This window comes from Dyella sedimenti (genome assembly GCF_022760995.1).
GTDB classification, from domain to species: Bacteria; Pseudomonadota; Gammaproteobacteria; order Xanthomonadales; family Rhodanobacteraceae; genus Dyella; species Dyella sedimenti.
Map to the genome: position 1 here is coordinate 37461 of NZ_JAKWJO010000009.1, position 16056 is coordinate 53516.

Consider the following 16056-nt stretch of genomic DNA (forward strand, 5'->3'; position numbering starts at 1 on the left):
TCCTGTTCACCATCCCCCATTGGCTGTTCACTGTTCTCATCAGCGCACCTTCAACGTGGCGAGGCCGATCAGCACCAGCACGACGCTGATGATCCAGAAGCGCACGATCACGCGTGGCTCGGGCCAGCCCTTCAATTCGAAGTGATGGTGGATCGGCGCCATGCGGAACACGCGCTTGCCGGTCATCTTGAAGCTGGCCACCTGGATCATCACCGAGGCGGTTTCCATCACGAACACGCCGCCCATCACCAGCAGCACGATTTCCTGGCGCACGATCACCGCGATGGCGGCCAGTGCCGCGCCGATCGCCAGCGCACCCACGTCGCCCATGAACACCTGGGCGGGATAGGTGTTGAACCACAGGAAGCCCAGGCCCGCGCCGGACAGCGCGCCGCAGAAGATCGCCAGCTCGCCGGCCCCCGGAATGGAGGGAATGCCCAGGTATTCGGAGAACACGCGGTTGCCCGCCAGGTAGGCGAACACGCCCAGCGCGCCCGACACCAGCACGGTCGGCATGATGGCCAGACCGTCCAGGCCGTCGGTGAGGTTCACCGCATTGGAGAAGCCCACGATCATGAAATAGGCGATGACCACGAACATCACGCCCAGCGGCACCGCCACCTGCTTGAACAGCGGCACGTACAACGCCGTCTCGGCCACCGGCGCGTTGCCGACGCCGTGCGGCGCCGTGTAGTAGAGGAACAGCGCCGCGGCGAGGCCGAACACCGACTGCCAGAAGTACTTCCAGCGCGAGGCAAGGCCGCGGCTATCCTTCAGCACCAGCTTCTTGTAGTCGTCGTAGAAGCCGATCACGCCGAAGCACAGCAGCACGGCCAGCACCAGCCACACGTAGCGGTTGTGCAGGTCGGTCCACAGCACGGTGGAAAGCGTCACCGCCAGCAGGATCATCACGCCGCCCATGGTCGGCGTGCCAGCCTTGGACAGGTGCGTCTGCGGGCCGTCCTTGCGCACCACCTGGCCGGCCTTGAGCTCGGCCAACTTGCGGATCAGCGCCGGGCCGAACAGCAGCGACATGGCCATCGCGGTCAGCGCGGCCATGATGGTGCGGAACGTGATGTACTGGAACAGGTGCAGGGCGGTGAAGTGCCGCGCCATCCAGTCTGCGAGTTCAAGCAGCATCGGATGCGCCCTCCCCTGTTTTCTTGTCGTCGCGCAGCGCGGCTACCACTTGGTCCATGCCCGACGAGCGCGAGCCCTTGACCAGGCAGGTGACGCCGCCGTGCAGCTGTTGTTTGAGCGCAGCGGTCAATGCCGCCTTGTCGGCGAAGTGCTCGCCGTGTTCGCCGAAAGCCTTCACCGCCGCCACGCTCAGCGGCCCCACCGCAAACAGCCGGTCGATGCCGCGCTGTCGCGCGTGCTCGCCGATGCCGGCATGCAGGGCCACCGCGTTCTCGCCCAGCTCCGCCATGTCGCCCAGCACCAGCCAGCGCTCGCCCTCGGCCAGGGCCAGCGTGTCGATGGCCGCGCCGGCCGAGCCAGGGTTGGCGTTGTAGCTGTCGTCGATCAGCGTCCAGCCGCCGGGCATGCGTTCGAGCTGCAGGCGGCCGGCCACGCCGGGCACGTTCTCCAGGCCCTCCACGATGGTGTCCAGCGGCACGTCTAGCGCCAGCGCGATGGAGGCGGCGGCCATGGCGTTGGCGATGTTGTGCCGGCCGGCCAGCGGCAGGTGCACATCCGCATCGCCCACCGGGGTGCTCAATACGAAATGCGAGCCGTCCACGCGCTGGTCCACGATGTCCGCGCCCACGTCGGCCTTGTGGCTGAGCGCGAAACGCAGCTGGCGGCGCGAACCCGCCAGCCCGGTGAAGAAGCTGGCGAAGGCGTCGTCCGCGTTGACGATCGCCACGCCGTCGGCGGGCAGCGCCTGGTACAGCGCACCCTTGGTCTCCGCCACGCCTTCCACGCTGCCCATGCGCTCCAGGTGCGCCGGCGCGATGGTGTTGACCAGGCCGATGTCGGGCCGCGCGATGGCGGCGAGGTAGGCAATGTCGCCCGGCTTGCCCGCGCCCATCTCCAGCACCGCGTACTCGGTGTCGGCCGGCATCGACAGCAGGGTCAGCGGCAGGCCCAGCTCGTTGTTGTAGTTGCCGGCGTTGACGTGGGTGCGGCCATGGCGCGACAGGATCGAGGCGGCCAGCGTCTTGACCGTGGTCTTGCCGTTGGAGCCGGTGATGCCGATCACGCGCACGTTGCTCTGCGCGCGCACGGCGCTGGCCAGGTCGCCCAGCGCCAGCGCGCCGTCGTCCACCAGCACCTGCGGCAGGTCGAAATCGACCTTGCGCGTGACCAGGGCAGCAACGGCGCCCCGCGCCTTGGCCTCGGCGAGGAAATCATGCCCATCCACCCGCTCGCCCTTGATCGCCACGAACAGGTCGCCCGGCTGCAGCTTGCGCGTATCGATGGCGACGCCGCCGACGTCCACGTCCGTGCCCAGCAGCCGACCGCGCGTCCACAGGGCAATGGCGCTCAGGCGCATCATGCGAGCCCTCCCAGCGCATGGCGCGCCACCACCAGGTCATCGAACGGGCGCTTGCCGTGCGCACCCTCCTGATACGTCTCGTGGCCCTTGCCGGCGATCAGCACCACGTCGCCCGCGCGGGCCATGCCCAGCGCAAGCCTGATCGCCACGGCGCGGTCACGCTCGACGACGGCCTCGGACGGATGGCGCAGGCCGGCCACGATCTGGGCGACGATGGCGTCGCCATCCTCGCCACGCGGATTGTCGTCGGTGACGATGATGCGATCCGCCAGGCGCTCGGCGATGGCGCCCATCTGCGGACGCTTGCCGGCATCACGCTCGCCACCGCAGCCGAACACGCAGATCAGCCTGCCGTCGCAATGCGCACGCAGGGCCGCCAGCGCCTGCTCAAGGGCGTCCGGCGTATGCGCGTAGTCGATCACCACCAGCGGCAGGCCATCCCCGCCGCCCAGGCGGTTCATGCGGCCGGCGATCGGTTCCAATGCCTCGACGGCGGCCACCACGCGCTCGAATGCCTCGCCCAAGGCGCCCAGGCAGGCCACCACGGTGAGCAGGTTGGCGACATTGAAGCGACCTAGCAGGCGGCTGCGGATGGCCTGGCTGCCCCAGGGCGTATGCAGGTCGAAGGCCAGCCCTTCGGCTGAGGTCGCGACGCCGGTGGCGCGCACGTCCGCGACCGGATCGCCTTCCGCGCTCAGGCGCAGGACATGCAGGCCCGGCGACAGCCGGTTCGCCAGCACGCGACCGAAACCGTCGTCGATATTGATGGCCGCGGCACCGAGCGTCGGCCAGGCGAACAACCTGGCCTTGGCCTCGCCATAGGCCTGCATGCTGCCGTGGTAGTCGAGGTGGTCGCGGGTGAGGTTGGTGAAGGCAGCCACGTCGAAGGCCACCGCCGCCACGCGCCCCTGCTCCAGCGCGTGCGAGGAGACTTCCATCGCCACGTGCGTGGCCCCCTCGTCGCGGAACGAGGCCAGCAGCCCCTGCACATTGATCGCATCCGGCGTGGTGCGCTCGCCCTCGCTGATCCGGCCGTGCAAGCCCGCGCCCAGCGTGCCGATGGTGGCCGCGCGGTGCCCCAGGTGTTCCAGCGCCTGGGCCAGCAACTGCACGGTGGAGGTCTTGCCGTTGGTGCCGGTCACGCCGATCACCCGCAGCGATTCGGACGGCCGCCCGAAGAAGCGTGATGCGATCTCGCCCACCTGGGCATGCAGGCCCTCCACCCATAGTACCGGCGCATCGATGCCGGCGGTGTCGCTGGCCGGCGCCTCGGCCAGCACCACGCGCGCACCGCGCGCCACCGCGCCCGGCGCGAAGCGGATGCCGTGCTCGCGCGTGCCGCGCAGGGCGAAGAAGGCGTCGCCCGGACGTACCTGGCGCGAATCCAACGTGAGTCCCGATACGACGATATCGCCGACACCCGGGGTGTCGGCGATGCCCTTTAGCAGTTGGTCGAGCCGGGCGCTCATGGCGTCGCCTCCTCGACCGGTGCGTCGTCCACCGCTTCCACGGCGGGCTGCTTGTTGCCTGTCAAACCGTTCTGTCCTTGCAGCGGGCCGCCGACGTACCAGCGGCCGATGTTGTCGGGCGGCACGTCCATCAGGCGCAGGGCGCCGTCCATGACCTTGGCGAACACGGGTGCGGACACCAGGCCACCGTAGTAGCTGCCCTTCCTGGGGTTGTCGATCACCACCACCGCCGCCATGCGCGGGGCGGAAGCCGGCACGATGCCGGCGAAGGCGGCGCTGTAGTTGTTCTTCGAATAGCCGCCCGCGGTGGCCTTGTGCGCGGTGCCGGTCTTGCCGGCCACCGCGTAGTTGGCGATCCACGCATACGGCGCGGCGGTGCCGCCGGGCTGCGTCACCGCCTCGAGCATCTGCACCAGCTCGCCGGCGATCTTCGGGTCGATGATCTGCTTGGCCTCGTTGTCCGAGCCCTTCACGAAGGTGGGCAGGTGCATCACGCCGCCGTCGGCGATGGTGGCGTAGCCGTTGGCCAGCTGCAGCGGCGTCACGTTGAGGCCATAGCCGTAGGCCATGATGGCCTTCTCAAGCTGGCCCCAGCCGCGACCCGGCTTGAGGTAGCCGGAGGCTTCGCCCGGGAACCCGCTATTGGTGCTGTTGCCGAAGCCGAAGGCGCGGAAGGTGTCGTACAGCAGGCCGGTGTCCAGCGTGATGGCCACCTTCGCGGCGCCGATGTTGCTGGACTTGGCAAGGATGCCGGTGGGCGAGAGCAGGCCGTAGGCATGCGTGTCGCGGATGTCATGGGTCAGGTAGAAGAAATGCCCGTTGCCCGTGTCGACCATCGGGCCGGTCGGGGTGTACTTGCCGCTGGAAAGGGCCGCCGCCATGACGAACGGCTTCATGGTGGAACCCGGTTCCACCACGTCAGTCATCGCGCGGTTGCGGCGGCTCGACGGGCTGCTGCCGCGCAGCGCATTGGGGTTGTAGGTGGGCCAGTTGACCATGGCGAGGATCTCGCCGTTGCGCACGTCCACGATCACCATCGAGCCGGAGTCGGCATCCGCCTGCTCGATGGTGTTCTTCAGCTCGTTGTAGGCCAGGAACTGGATGCGGCGGTCGATGCTGAGCGTGATGTCGCGGCCCGGCTGCGGCGCACGCACCAGCTCCACGTCTTCCACGATGTGGCCCATGCGGTCGCGGATCACCCGCTTGGCGCCCGGCTTGCCGGCCAGCCAGTCGTCGAAGGCCAGCTCCAGGCCTTCCTGGCCGTGGTCGTCGATGTTGGTGAAGCCGAGCACATGCGCGGTCACCGGGCCGGACGGATAGAAGCGGCGGAATTCGCGCTGGCCATTCACGCCAGGCACGCCCAGGTCCAGCACCGCCTGCGCGGCATCGGGCGACATCTGGCGCTTGAGGTAGACGAACTCCCTCTCCGAGCGCTGCGCGAGGTATTGCTTGAGCGCATCCGCATCCATGCCGATGGCGGCGGCGAGCTGGGGCAGCTTGTCCTCGTTGTCCAGCACTTCGGCGGGATTGGCCCAGATCGACACCACCGGCGTGGATACCGCCAGCGGCTCGCCGTTGCGATCGAACACAGTGCCACGCGATACCGCGATGGGCACTTCGCGCAGGAAGCGGGCGTCGCCCTGGTTCTGGTAGAACTCCTTGCGCACCACCTGCAGGTCGAAGGCGCGCGCCACCAGGCCCAGCGAGGCAAGCGTGAGCACCCCGGTCACCACCAGCATGCGGCGGCGGGTGCTGGGGGCCGCGGCACGGCGGCGGGAAGATGGCGTCATCGTGCGCTGGCGCGGCTTCATCGGCGCACCAGCTGGATGTCTTGCGGCTTGGGATTGACCATGCCCAGCTTCTGCCGGGCCTCGTCGTCGACACGGCGCGGCTCGGCCCAGGTGGCCTGTTCCAGTTCCAGCTTGCCGTACTCGATGTTGAGTTCGTCTCGCACGTTCTGCAGGCGAGTCAGCTCGACGAACAGCACGCGGCTCTCATGGCGCGTCCACACCACGGCAATGGCGCTGGACAGCACCGCCGCGACCAGGATCAGCATGAAGAGGCCGCCGAGCACCTTCATGCGAGTTTCTCCGCCACGCGCAGCACCGCCGAGCGGGCGCGCGGGTTGGCGGCCAGCTCGGCCTCGGAGGGAAACTGCGCCTTGCCCACGGCCACCAGGCGCGCGGGGGCGGCGGCCACCGGTGGGCCGCGGCGGCTGCCCTGCACGCGGCCGGAATGGTCGCGGATGAACAGCTTGACCGCACGGTCTTCCAGCGAGTGGAAGCTGATGATGGAAAGCCGTCCACCGATCTTGAGCAGTTCGAGGGCCGCATCGAGGCCCTGCTCCAGCGCGTCCAGCTCACCGTTCACGCGGATGCGCAGGGCCTGGAAACTGCGCGTGGCCGGATGCTTGCCCGGCTCGCGGCGGCCGACGATGCGCTCGATCAGCCCGGCCAACTGGCCGGTACGGGTGATCGGGTGTTCCACACGGTCCTCGACAATGGCGCGGGCGATCTTGCGGCTGAAGCGTTCTTCGCCGTAGATCCACAGCACGTCGGCGATCTCCTTTTCCGAGGCATGCGCGAGGAAATCGGCCGCGCTCTCGCCCTGGGTGGTATCCATGCGCATGTCCAGCGGCGCATCGGCCATGAAGCTGAAGCCGCGCGCGGCCTCATCGAGCTGCGGCGAGGAAACGCCGAGGTCGAGCAGGATGCCGTCCAGGCCGCCGACGGCTTCCTCCCATTCGGCCATGCCGGAGAAGTTGGCGTGGCGAATGGCCACGCGCGGATCGCCGGCGAACTCGGCTTGTGCGGTGGCAATGGCCTGGGGATCGCGGTCCATCAGCAGCAGGCGGCCCTCGGGACCCAGGCGCGACAGCACGGCGCGAGCGTGGCCGCCGCGTCCAAAGGTGCCATCGAGATAACGCCCGCCAGCACGCACGGCGAGTCCCTCCACTGCTTCACCCAGCATCACCGGGATGTGCTTCAGCTGCTGCTCGGCCATGCCGCGCACTCCCGCTCCCGTCCCGTTACTACGCCGCGCCGCACCGTCGCCGGTTACAGCTGCAGCTCCGCCATCTCGTCGGTGATCTCGTCTTCGCCGATGGTCTGGCGGATCTTGGCCAGGTGGGCCTGCTCGCTCCAAAGCTCGAACTTGTTGCCCATGCCCAGCAGAACCGCCTTCTTCTCGATGCCGGTCGTCGCGCGCTGGCTGGCCGGCAACAGGATGCGCGCGGCGGAATCAGGTTCGACGACGGCCGCGGCGCCCACCAGCTTCATCTGCATGTCGCGATGGGCCGCCTTGACCTTGGGCAGCGCGTTGACCTGGTCGCGCACCTTTTCCCACTCCGCATGCGGGAACAGCCACAGGCAGCCCGACTCGAAGGGGTTGTAGGTAATCACCAGACGATTGGCGCAGGCGTCGGCCACCAACTCGCGGTACGCGGTCGGTATGGCCAGCCGGCCCTTGTCGTCAACGGTGATGGCGGTTTCGCCCTGGAACACGATCAATGGACTCCACGAATTCCCACGATTTCACACAGGAATCCACGATAGTCTCGCCCCCTGAGACTGTCAAGGGAATTTTGCTTGTGAATCAATGAGAAAGGCAGCGATCTGGCAGCATTTCCAGCCCTTTCTCAGGAAATGCGCAGAGGTACTTGAATGGCTGGGCTTTTTTGAAATCCCAACACTCCACCCGACCCTTGCCATGCGTCGATGGGAGATGAACCGCCCATGCACAGCGATCGCTACCACCCTGCCGGTGGGACAGGGTGGTAGCGAGTGGCCATGAAAGAGGGGAGTCGGCCTGTAAGCCGGGTTCTGTACGCCTTGCGGCGCGACAGTCATTCCTCTCGGCCTGGCGTCGCCGCCAGGCTCCAGCAACCTACCCGGGAACGGCACGGGCCGCGCCATCGTTCCCCTATTCGGTCTTGCTCCAGGTGGGGTTTACCGTGCCACGCGGCGTTGACCCCGCGCGCGGTGCGCTCTTACCGCACCCTTTCACCCTTACCACGCGCGCCCGAAGGCGCCGTTCGGCGGTCTGCTCTCTGTTGCACTGGCCGTCAGCTCGCGCTGCCCAGGCGTTACCTGGCACCTTGCCCTACGGAGCCCGGACTTTCCTCGACGCGCTTGCGCGCGACGCGACTGTCCGGCCGACTCCGGGGCACATTCTACTGGAATGTCGGCGTTCCTCGCTGAACCGCCTGCAGAAGCGCCCAGGTCAGCCCTCGTACAACAGCTTCCGCGGCGCGCCAGTGATTGCCGCCGCCAACTTGGCGGCCTTCGCTGGCGGCAGTTCCTCGCGCAGGATGGCGAAGACGCGGCGCCCTTCGGCTTCGCGCGCATCCGCCTCCTCGCCGCGGCCAGCCACCAGGATCACGCATTCGCCGCGCTGCTGGTCCGGATCGCCGGCCACCCGGGCGGCCAGTTCGCCCAGTGGCTCGCCGATCACCGTCTCGAACAGCTTGGTCAGCTCCCGCGCCAGCACGCCCTCGCGCGCCGCTCCGAACACGTCCCGCATGTCCGCCAGGCTCTCGGCCACGCGGTGCGAGGATTCATAGAAGATAAGCGTGCGCGCATCGCCCGCAAGTTCCTGCAGGCGCGCGCGCCGCGCGGTGGCCTTGGGCGGCAGGAAACCCTCGAACACGAAGCGATCGCTGGGCAAGCCCGCCACCGACAGCGCGGCGATGGCCGCGCACGCGCCCGGCACCGGCGCACAACGGATGCCCGCCGCCCGCGCCGCGCGCACCAGGCGGAAGCCCGGGTCACTGATCAGCGGCGTACCGGCATCGGAAATCAACGCCACCGAATCGCCACCCTGCAACCGCCGCACGATGGCATCGACCACCTCGCGCTCGTTGTGCTCATGCAGGGCCACCAGCGGCGTGCCGATGTTGTAGTGCACCAGCAGCGGGCGGCTGTGCCGGGTGTCCTCCGCCGCGATCACCGCCACCGAACGCAAGGTTTCGATGGCCCGCGCGGAAAAGTCGTCGCGATGACCGATGGGGGTGGCGACCACCCACAACTGGCCCGGCTGAATCTGTGACATCTTGCTGCTTCCTCGGCCGCGGGGCGGCGATTCAATGGGCTATCATCGCCCATCCGCCGACCATGTCGTCAAAAGCTCGAAGGGATTTGGCCATGCGCTTGACCCGCGCCGCAGGCATCGTCCTGCTGATTTCACTGGCACTGACCGCCTGCGTGCCGCCGACCGCGGAGCGCTCGCCCGCGGAAGTCGCGGCCGCCCAGCAGGCCGATGCGCTGGCCCAGCAAGGCAAGTTCGACGACGCGGCCCAGGCCTACCTCGCATTGGCGCAGACCGGCAGCAGCCGCGACCATTACCAGTTGCTCGCCGCCGAAGCCTACCGCCAGGAGGGCCAGCTCGATCGCGCCGCCCCGTTCCTCGACAGTGTCCGCCGCACGAAGCTGACCGGCGACGAACCCTCCCACCTGGACCTGCTGCAGGCCGAGCTGGCGCTGAAGCAGCACAATGCCCCGCGCGCGCTGCAGCTCACCACGCAACCCAGCGTCAGCGTGGCACCCGCACTGCAACTGCGCCTGCTCGAGCTGCGCTCGCAGGCCATGCAGCAGACCGGCGATCCCTGGGGCGCGGCGCGCAGCCGCGTGGAAATGGACGGCCAATTGACCGGCCTGGACCAGGCGCAGAACCGCAAGCAGATCGTGGCACTGCTCACCCAGCTCGGCGTCGAGCCGCTCAAGCAGCGTGCCGCCGCGATGCAACCGGGCGACCGCATGCTGCCGTGGGTGAACGAGGCGCTGTCCCAGCTTGGCGTCGCGGTGGCGCGTCCCGCGCCATCGCTGGACCAGGAAGTGGGCACCATGATCCCCGGCGAAGGCGCCAATGTGCGCGAAGGCTTCAAGATGCCCGCCCATGTGGCCCTGTTGTTGCCCACCAGCGGCAACCTCGCCGCGGCCAGCACCGCCGTTGCCGAAGGCTTCTTCGCCGCCTATGCCGACGATGCGCGCAATCATCTGCCGCGTCCGCCGGTACGCGTCTACGACAGCGGCGGTACTGCCGCCGGCGCGGTCAAGGCCTACCAGCAGGCCGTCAACGATGGCGCCCAACTGGTGATCGGCCCGCTGACGCGCGGCGAGGTGTCCGCCCTGTTCGGCCTGCCGCAGCTGCCGGCGGCGCTGCTCGCGCTGAACCACCCCGACGACAAGAGCCTGCCCGCCAACGGCGTCAGCGAGTTCGGCCTGTTGCCGGAAACCGAAGGCGCACAGGCGGCCGATCACATGGCCGAGCAAGGCATCCTCACCGCCTACGTCATCATCAGCGGCGACGACTTCGCCCAGCGCGCCGCCAAGGCCTTCCGGGCCGAGATGGAAGCCCGTGGCGGCAAGGTCGCCGGCATGGGCACCCTCGCGGGCAGCGGCGTCAACTATGCCTCGGTTATCGGCGGCCTGGGCATGCCCACCGACAACGGCGACGCCGGCGCACCGGCCACACCCAACACCAGCGGCATCTTCATCAGCATGCGACCGCAGCAGGCACGCCTTCTGCTGCCTCAGATCAAGCTGGCCCGCGTGAACCTGCCGGTGGTCGGCACCTCGCATGTCTACGCGGGCATCGACGACGCCGGCGCCAACCGCGACCTCGAAGGCGTGGAGTTCTGCGATGCGCCATGGCTGTTCGACGTGCAGCCCGGCCTGCCCAACCACGGCGACATCGCCGCCCAATTGGCTTCCGCGCGTGGCACTTCGGCCCGCCTGTTCGCCTTAGGCATGGACGCATGGAACCTGGCGCCTTATCTCGACTGGCTGCGTGCGCATCCGGGCAGCTACCTGCCCGGCGCGAGTGGCCAGCTGACATCCGATCAATTCGGCCGCATCCGCCGCGTGCTGGTATGGGCCAAGTTCCAGGACGGCCTCGCCCACCCCTTGAACGGCAGCCTGCAAATGGATAGCGCCCCGGCCCTGGCGCCACCGGTCGACAGCACCGCCCCGGCCAGCAACGAACCGCAGCCCGCCGGCCACTGATGCGCGCGGCCGGTGCGGTCTTCGAACAGCGCGCCTGCACCGAACTGCAGCGCGTCGGCCTGACGCTGCTGGCGCGCAACTACACCACCCGCTACGGCGAACTCGACCTGGTTATGCTGGATGGCGACACGGTCGTCTTCGTGGAAGTGCGCCATCGACTGGGTGCCAGCCGGGGCGACGCCGCCGCCTCGGTCAACCAGGCCAAGCAGTCCAAGCTCATACGCACGGCGGAGCTGTGGCTGGCGCAGCATCCCCAGTATGCCCTGCGCCCTTGCCGCTTCGACGTGGTCAGCTATGACGGCCCGGCGGAGCGGGCCTCCATGCAATGGTGGCGGCAGGCCTTCGAGGCGGGTTAGCCCAGCCCATGACGCCCCGGAATCTTCCGGGATGGGATACTAGCCGCATGAACCTGCCAGATACCCTGCTCACCACACTGGGCGTGCATTTCCCCGGTACCGCGATGTCCGTCGACATGGGCGACCGGCTTGCCTACGCCTACGACAATTCGCGCCGCAACGCGCTGCCGGACGCGGTGGTGTTTCCCACCGCGCATGAGCAGGTCGAGGTCCTGGTGCAGGCCTGCCGCGTCCATCGCGTGCCGGTGATCGGGCGGGGTCGCGGCACCAACACCACCGGCGCCACCGTGCCGGTGGACGGCGGCGTGGTGGTGAGCTTCGAGCGGATGAACCGCATCCTGCGCATCGATCCGGACAATCGCCTGGCGGTGGTGGAGCCGGGCGTGCTCAACGGCGACCTGCAGCAGGCACTGAAGCCGCACGGCTTCTTCTGGCCGCCGGACCCGAGTTCCTCGCCCTGGTGCAGCATCGGCGGTAACCTGGCTTGCAATTCGGCCGGCCCACGCGCCGTGAAGTACGGCAGCCCGCGCGAGAACACCCTGGGCCTGCGCGCCGTGGCCGGCACCGGCGAAGGCTTCCGTTGCGGCACCTACACCAGCAAGGGCGCCACCGGCTACGACCTGACGCGCCTGCTGATCGGCTCGGAAGGCACGCTGGCGCTGATTACCGAGGCCACCCTCAAGCTCACGCCCAAGCCCTCCGGCCTGCGTACCCTCCGCGCCACCTACCGCGACGTGGGCGCCGCGGCGCACGCGGTGGCGCGCATCATGGCGCAGCCGGTGACGCCCTGCGCGCTGGAGTTCATCGACGACGTGGCGTTGAAGCTGGCCCACGACCACGGCGGCGACAGCGTGCCGCTGGCCGGCGCCATGCTGATGATCGAGGTGGATGGCGAACCCGAGACCTTGCCCAGCGCGGTGGAGGCGGTATCGCGCGCCGCCCGTGGCGAGGGCCTGGAAGACCTCAAGGTGGCGCAGACCACCGAGGAAACGCAGGCGCTGTGGTCGGCCCGCAAGGCGCTCTCGCCGGCGCAGCGCACCATCTCGCCCAACAAGATCAATGAGGACGTGGTGGTGCCGGTAAGCCACTTGCCCGCGCTGGTCGATGGCATCAAGGCGCTGTCGAGGAAGCACGACGTGCTGATCGTGAGCTTCGGCCATGCCGGCAACGGCAACCTGCACGTGAACCTGCTGCCGCGCGACGAAGCCGAGCGCGAGCGGGCGCATGCCTGCCTGGCCGAGGTGTTCGCCCTGGTGATCGCGTTGGAGGGCACGCTGTCGGGCGAGCACGGCATCGGCCTGGTGAAGCGCGAGTTCATGCCGCTGGCCCTGCAGCCGAGCACGCTGCACCTGATGCGCAGTGTGAAGGCCGCCTTCGACCCGGACGGCATCCTCAACCCGGGCAAGCTGCTGCCCTGAAACGCCAAGCTCAGTAGTCGCGGATATCCAGCGCCACGAAGCCACGCAGGTTGTAGGCGCCAGCCACCGCCGGCCAGGCCAGCGAGGCGAGCCAGCGGTCCCCCGCCGCCCAGGATTCATTGTCGAGCCGGGCTTCCATGCTGACCCGCCCCTGCTCGTCGCGCCGATGGAACCAGCGTACCCAATGCAGTTCACCGCGCAGCGGCTCGTCCTGCAACGCGCTGCGCAGGGCCGGCAGCAACCCGTCCGGCGCGGCCACGTCGGTCCGGCTGGACAGCGCGGGCGCCACGAACACATCCCAGGTGCGCACACCCAATTCCCAGCCGAACAGCTGCATGTGCCGCTCGTCGGTAACGTACCAACAGGCCGCCAGGGCCACATGGAACATGCCCCGCTCGAAGGCTTCCAACGCATCGCGAGCGCCGTCGCGGCCAGCGAAGCTCTCCTCGATGTGCCGTTCCTCGCTCAGCACGATATCGACGTCCAGACGTCCAGGCTCGCCGGCAGCGCCCTCATGCCAGCTGGCCCGCACGGCGGGAAAATCACCGTCGGTCACCAGCCAGCCCTCATCGGCTTCCAACTCGACGTCGTGGCGCTCGAACAGGCGAAGGAGGTGGCGCTGTAGCTCGGTGTCCTGCATGGGATCTCGCTCCGGCAATCAGTGGCGTGGGCGCCGCCATAGCAATTGGCGCACGATCGTCGCCAGCACAAGTACCAGCACGCACGCGCCATAGCCGTACAGGGCCGGCAACACCTGTTGCCAGATCGCGCCGCTGGAAGGCCCGTATTGCCCCACGGCCGGCACGCTGGCCGTATCGAAGGCGGCGCTCGCGCATTGCACCGCGGCGAAGGCGGCCAGCAGCAAGGCCACCATGTCGAAGCTCCGTCGCAGGCGCGTGCGCGGCAAGTGCCTGGGGAATGTCCAGAATGCCCAGCCCAGGATCAGCAGCCAGGGGGCCAGCAACAGGATAGCGAGATAGCGCATGCGACGACGCCCCCGCGATCAGTCGAGCGCGGCGAGCTGGGCCAGCACCTCGCGCAACCGGGCATGTGCCTGGTCGCGTGCCGCCTCGTCGGCATATGCCGGCGAGGCAGCCACCGGCTCGCCATCCAGTTCCAGCGACAGCGACAACGGCTGTACCTGGACGATGGCGGACGAAGCGCCCTGCTCCTTGATGCGCTTCTGCAGGGCACCGGCCGCCTTCGGGTCGGCGAACGGCTGCGACAACAGCAACTCCTCGCCATCGGCCGAGAACAGGCGGAACCGGAAACGGCCGTCGCTGTCGCGGAAGCTGGCGAAGCGCGGCGGCTTGCCGGCTTTGGGCGCCGCCTTGCCGGCGGCCGCCTGCGGCGCGACCAACACGCCGGAGCGCAAGCCGATCGCATCGCGCAGCTCGGCCACCTTGGGCGCGGCGATGGCGCGCGCCTTGCTGGCGCCTTCCCGCAGGATCTCCTCGATCACCGCCGGGCGCGCGATCAGCGCGTCGTAGCTTTCGCGCATCGGCGCCACCTCCACCTCGATGCGCTCGAACAGCACCTGCTTGGCCTCGCCCCAGCCGATGCCGTCGACCAACGCCTGGCGGAACGCCGCCGATTCGGCCTCGCTGGCGAACGCGCGGAAGATGGTGAACAGCGAGGAGCTGTCCGGGTCCTTCGGCTCGCCCGGCAGGCGCGAGTCGGTGACGATGCGCAGGATGGCCTCGCGCAGGTGCTTCTGGCCGCCGCTGAACAGCGGGATGGTGTTGTCGTAGCTCTTGGACATCTTGCGGCCGTCCAGGCCCGGCAGCGTGGCCACCTGTTCCTCGATCGCCACCTCGGGCAGCACGAAGAACTCGCGGCCATAGATGTGGTTGAAGCGCTGCGCGATGTCGCGCGCCATCTCCACGTGCTGGATCTGGTCGCGCCCCACCGGGACCTTGTTGGCGTTGAAGGCCAGGATGTCCGCCGCCATCAGCACCGGGTACATGTACAGGCCCGCGGTGACGCCCGCATCGGCGTCCTCGCCCGCGGCCGTGTTCTTGTCCACCGCCGCCTTGTAGGCGTGCGCGCGGTTGAGCAGGCCCTTGGCGGTGACGCAGGTGAGGAACCAGGTCAGCTCGGGAATCTCGGGGATGTCCGACTGGCGGTAGAAGGTGACCTTGTGCGGATCGAGGCCCGCGGCCAGCCACGTCGCGGCGATCTCCAGGCGCGAACGCTCGATGCGCGCCGGGTCGTCGCTCTTGATCAGCGCGTGGTAGTCGGCCATGAAGTAGAACGCATCGACGTCATCGCGCCGGCTGGCCGCCACCGCCGGGCGGATCGCGCCGACGTAGTTGCCCAGGTGCGGCGTGCCGGTGGTGGTGATGCCGGTAAGTACGCGGGTCTTCATGGGGCTCGTTTCTTGGTATCGGTGAGGGGTCAACGGATCAGGGTGGACTTGCCGAACAGCGATTCGACCAGGTCCACCGCCAGGCGTGCGGTCTGGTTCTTCTTGTCGAAGGCGGGGTTCAACTCGACGATGTCCAGCGAGCCGACGCGGCCGGTGTCGGCGATCATCTCCATGCACAACTGCGCCTCGCGGTAGTTGGGGCCGCCGCGCACGGTGGTGCCCACGCCCGGGGCGATGGTCGGGTCGAGGAAATCCACGTCGAAACTGACATGCAGGTGGGTATTCTCGTCCACGCCGGCCAGCGCTTCCTCCATGGTGCGCTTCATGCCCACCTCATCGATATGGCGCATGTCGAAGATGCGCACCTTCGCCTCGCGCACCAGGCGCTTCTCGTCCTCGTCCACCGAGCGGATGCCGACCTGGCGGAACACGTCCGGCGTGGTGGCCGGCACGTGGCCGCCCAGTTCCACCAGCGCCATCGGTCCGTTGCCGCACAGGCAGGCCACCGGCATGCCATGGATGTTGCCCGAGGGCGTGACCTCGGCCGTGTTGAAATCGGCGTGCGCGTCCAGCCACAGCACGCGCAGCTGCTTGCCCTGCTCGCGGCAGTGGCGCGCCACCGCGCTGATCGAACCGATCGCCAGGCAATGGTCGCCGCCCAGCATCACCGGCAGGCGGCCCGCCACCAGTTCCGCATGGATGGCCTCGTGCACCGCCTGGTTCCAGGCCACCACCTCGGGCAGGTGGCGATAGCCGCCATGCGGCGGCAGCCAGGGATTGAGCGGCCCCTGCAGGTTGCCGCGATCGATCACCTCCAGCCCGCGCTTGGCCAGCCGGGCGACCAAGTTGGCCACGCGCAGGGCTTCCGGCCCCATGGACGCGCCGCGATGGCCCGCGCCGATGTCGGTGGGAACGCCGATCAGGGAAATTGCCTTGTTGACCAT

At 68.7% G+C, this 16056-nt stretch carries 15 protein-coding genes and 1 other RNA gene; 3 read left to right on the forward strand and 13 right to left on the reverse strand.

Features of this window, described 5'->3' with window-relative positions:
• Window positions 1-39: 39 nt before the first annotated feature.
• The 9 genes from mraY to rsmI form a co-directional block, all read right to left on the reverse strand.
• The gene (gene mraY / locus MJ605_RS16635; RefSeq protein ID WP_243042592.1) at window positions 40-1140 is read right to left on the reverse strand and encodes a phospho-N-acetylmuramoyl-pentapeptide-transferase; all 1101 of its coding nucleotides are present in this window, start codon (window positions 1138-1140) and stop codon (window positions 40-42) included.
• Window positions 1130-2500, reverse strand: coding sequence for a UDP-N-acetylmuramoyl-tripeptide--D-alanyl-D-alanine ligase (locus MJ605_RS16640; protein ID WP_243042593.1), 1371 nt, complete (start codon window positions 2498-2500; stop codon window positions 1130-1132). Before MJ605_RS16640 ends, mraY begins: the two co-directional genes overlap by 11 nt.
• Window positions 2497-3969, reverse strand: coding sequence for a UDP-N-acetylmuramoyl-L-alanyl-D-glutamate--2,6-diaminopimelate ligase (locus MJ605_RS16645; protein ID WP_243042595.1), 1473 nt, complete (start codon window positions 3967-3969; stop codon window positions 2497-2499). The genes MJ605_RS16640 and MJ605_RS16645 overlap by 4 nt, the downstream gene beginning before the upstream one ends.
• Window positions 3966-5780 carry a peptidoglycan D,D-transpeptidase FtsI family protein gene (locus tag MJ605_RS16650; RefSeq protein ID WP_243042596.1) on the reverse strand — a complete coding sequence of 605 codons (1815 nt, stop codon included), beginning with the start codon at window positions 5778-5780 and terminating at the stop codon, window positions 3966-3968. Before MJ605_RS16650 ends, MJ605_RS16645 begins: the two co-directional genes overlap by 4 nt.
• On the reverse strand, window positions 5777-6049 hold the full coding sequence (ftsL, locus tag MJ605_RS16655) for a cell division protein FtsL (RefSeq protein ID WP_243042597.1): 273 nt from the start codon (window positions 6047-6049) through the stop codon (window positions 5777-5779). The genes MJ605_RS16650 and ftsL overlap by 4 nt, the downstream gene beginning before the upstream one ends.
• On the reverse strand, window positions 6046-6972 hold the full coding sequence (gene rsmH / locus MJ605_RS16660) for a 16S rRNA (cytosine(1402)-N(4))-methyltransferase RsmH (protein WP_243042598.1): 927 nt from the start codon (window positions 6970-6972) through the stop codon (window positions 6046-6048). The genes ftsL and rsmH overlap by 4 nt, the downstream gene beginning before the upstream one ends.
• Window positions 6973-7025: 53 nt before the next feature.
• Window positions 7026-7472: a division/cell wall cluster transcriptional repressor MraZ gene (gene mraZ / locus MJ605_RS16665; protein WP_243042599.1), complete on the reverse strand. Its 447-nt coding sequence runs from the start codon at window positions 7470-7472 to the stop codon at window positions 7026-7028.
• 291 nt (window positions 7473-7763) lie between these two features.
• Window positions 7764-8130, reverse strand: an RNA gene (gene rnpB / locus MJ605_RS16670) — RNase P RNA component class A.
• Window positions 8131-8190: 60 nt separating this feature from the next.
• Entirely contained in the window at window positions 8191-9018 is an 828-nt protein-coding gene (gene rsmI / locus MJ605_RS16675; protein WP_243042600.1) for a 16S rRNA (cytidine(1402)-2'-O)-methyltransferase, read from the reverse strand.
• A 92-nt stretch (window positions 9019-9110) separates the two neighbouring features.
• On the opposite strand from rsmI, the gene MJ605_RS16680 reads away from it, so the two are divergent.
• Genes MJ605_RS16680 through MJ605_RS16690 form a run of 3 tightly spaced genes read left to right on the forward strand, consistent with a single transcriptional unit; the run spans window position 9111 to window position 12744 of the window.
• Entirely contained in the window at window positions 9111-10970 is a 1860-nt protein-coding gene (locus MJ605_RS16680; protein WP_243042601.1) for a penicillin-binding protein activator, read from the forward strand.
• Window positions 10970-11326, forward strand: coding sequence for a YraN family protein (locus MJ605_RS16685; protein ID WP_243042602.1), 357 nt, complete (start codon window positions 10970-10972; stop codon window positions 11324-11326). The genes MJ605_RS16680 and MJ605_RS16685 overlap by 1 nt, the downstream gene beginning before the upstream one ends.
• A 47-nt stretch (window positions 11327-11373) precedes the next feature.
• A complete protein-coding gene (locus tag MJ605_RS16690; protein WP_243042603.1) occupies window positions 11374-12744 on the forward strand; it encodes an FAD-binding oxidoreductase in 1371 nt (456 codons plus the stop codon).
• Window positions 12745-12754: 10 nt separating this feature from the next.
• On the opposite strand, the gene MJ605_RS16695 is transcribed toward MJ605_RS16690, so the two are convergent.
• The 4 genes from MJ605_RS16695 to rocF are packed head-to-tail and all read right to left on the reverse strand — an operon-like array spanning window position 12755 to window position 16056.
• Window positions 12755-13384: a DUF6348 family protein gene (locus tag MJ605_RS16695; RefSeq protein ID WP_243042604.1), complete on the reverse strand. Its 630-nt coding sequence runs from the start codon at window positions 13382-13384 to the stop codon at window positions 12755-12757.
• An 18-nt stretch (window positions 13385-13402) separates the two neighbouring features.
• A complete protein-coding gene (locus tag MJ605_RS16700; RefSeq protein WP_243042605.1) occupies window positions 13403-13729 on the reverse strand; it encodes a hypothetical protein in 327 nt (108 codons plus the stop codon).
• 18 nt (window positions 13730-13747) lie between these two features.
• Window positions 13748-15112, reverse strand: a complete 1365-nt coding sequence (locus MJ605_RS16705) for a tryptophan--tRNA ligase (RefSeq protein ID WP_243042606.1) — start codon at window positions 15110-15112, stop codon at window positions 13748-13750.
• A gap of 29 nt (window positions 15113-15141) precedes the next feature.
• Window positions 15142-16056 carry an arginase gene (gene rocF, locus MJ605_RS16710; protein WP_243042607.1) on the reverse strand — a complete coding sequence of 305 codons (915 nt, stop codon included), beginning with the start codon at window positions 16054-16056 and terminating at the stop codon, window positions 15142-15144.

Excerpts from the sequence above, each read along its gene's own strand:
- ftsL (WP_243042597.1), bottom strand. The coding sequence starts at position 6,049 with ATGAAGGTGCTCGGCGGCCTCTTCATGCTGATCCTGGTCGCGGCGGTG.
- mraY (WP_243042592.1), bottom strand. The coding sequence starts at position 1,140 with ATGCTGCTTGAACTCGCAGACTGGATGGCGCGGCACTTCACCGCCCTG.
- rocF (WP_243042607.1), bottom strand. The coding sequence starts at position 16,056 with ATGGTCAACAAGGCAATTTCCCTGATCGGCGTTCCCACCGACATCGGC.
- MJ605_RS16705 (WP_243042606.1), bottom strand. The coding sequence starts at position 15,112 with ATGAAGACCCGCGTACTTACCGGCATCACCACCACCGGCACGCCGCAC.
- MJ605_RS16700 (WP_243042605.1), bottom strand. The coding sequence starts at position 13,729 with ATGCGCTATCTCGCTATCCTGTTGCTGGCCCCCTGGCTGCTGATCCTG.
- MJ605_RS16645 (WP_243042595.1), bottom strand. The coding sequence starts at position 3,969 with ATGAGCGCCCGGCTCGACCAACTGCTAAAGGGCATCGCCGACACCCCG.
- rsmH (WP_243042598.1), bottom strand. The coding sequence starts at position 6,972 with ATGGCCGAGCAGCAGCTGAAGCACATCCCGGTGATGCTGGGTGAAGCA.
- rsmI (WP_243042600.1), bottom strand. The coding sequence starts at position 9,018 with ATGTCACAGATTCAGCCGGGCCAGTTGTGGGTGGTCGCCACCCCCATC.
- MJ605_RS16650 (WP_243042596.1), bottom strand. The coding sequence starts at position 5,780 with ATGAAGCCGCGCCAGCGCACGATGACGCCATCTTCCCGCCGCCGTGCC.
- MJ605_RS16640 (WP_243042593.1), bottom strand. The coding sequence starts at position 2,500 with ATGATGCGCCTGAGCGCCATTGCCCTGTGGACGCGCGGTCGGCTGCTG.
- MJ605_RS16695 (WP_243042604.1), bottom strand. The coding sequence starts at position 13,384 with ATGCAGGACACCGAGCTACAGCGCCACCTCCTTCGCCTGTTCGAGCGC.
- MJ605_RS16680 (WP_243042601.1), top strand. The coding sequence starts at position 9,111 with ATGCGCTTGACCCGCGCCGCAGGCATCGTCCTGCTGATTTCACTGGCA.
- MJ605_RS16685 (WP_243042602.1), top strand. The coding sequence starts at position 10,970 with ATGCGCGCGGCCGGTGCGGTCTTCGAACAGCGCGCCTGCACCGAACTG.
- MJ605_RS16690 (WP_243042603.1), top strand. The coding sequence starts at position 11,374 with ATGAACCTGCCAGATACCCTGCTCACCACACTGGGCGTGCATTTCCCC.